The organism is Pseudomonas sp. MHK4 (assembly GCF_054600775.1).
Map to the genome: position 1 here is coordinate 1 of NZ_BAAIAK010000047.1, position 821 is coordinate 821.

At 61.1% G+C, this 821-nt stretch carries 1 protein-coding gene; it reads right to left on the reverse strand.

The window, feature by feature from the left end:
- Window positions 1–821: DUF2345 domain-containing protein (locus ACYP2Q_RS31445; protein ID WP_459734100.1), on the reverse strand; the 821-nt coding region annotated here is incomplete at both ends.

Sequence of the window (821 nt, forward strand, 5' to 3'; positions counted from 1 at the left end):
CGTACAGGGCGCGGTGATCGGTGTGCGAGGTGGGCTCACTCACCTCGGCATTGGTTCGCGAGGGGTGGTTTTGCAAGCCGCGATTGGCCAAGTGCGCCTGTTCGGGATTGCGGTAGTCGGTGGGAACCGGAATCTGGTAGGCAACACTGTTGGCCATCACCAGCCGATAGGTTTGAGTCACAACCTGGTGGTCAATCAACAGTTGCCCGGTCTTGTCCAACACACCTCGCTTGAGTAGCGCGCCGTCGGCGTACAGGGTGTAGGGCATGCCTGCCCAGCCTTCGCTGGAAGCGTTTGGGGCTTGCGGCACGTTGAGCCGCAGAACTTGTTTGGACAGGCTTTGCGGATAATCCGGATGCGCGGCGGTCATGCTGGCCGGACCGCTAAAGGCGAAGTGCGCAGCCTTGACGTTGTGATCGCCCAACGTTCCCGATTCGATGCCGCCGCCATCCAGGGTGAGGTAGCTACCACCGCCATTGAGGTTGATTTTCTTCTTGGCGGTGATGCGGATTTCGTCTTCGGTGCTGGTAATTGACAGCCCGTGGCGAGCCAGCAGTTCCAGGGAGTCGTTCTGCGCTTGCACGCTGACCGGGCCATGGTTGGCGATCAGCTTGATCCCCAGCTTGCGCACAAACAGGCTAAATCCCTGGCCCACACCCATGAACAGGCGCTTGACCACGCTGAAGTCGGCTTGGCCACCGGCGTTGAGCATCAGATTCTCCTGCGCCGCCAGTTGCAGGTGCTCGCCACTGCTCAAGGCGATGCCTTGGGGCGCGCTGAGCAGGATCACCTCGGCCTGGAGCGCGTCGATTTGTTCGCGC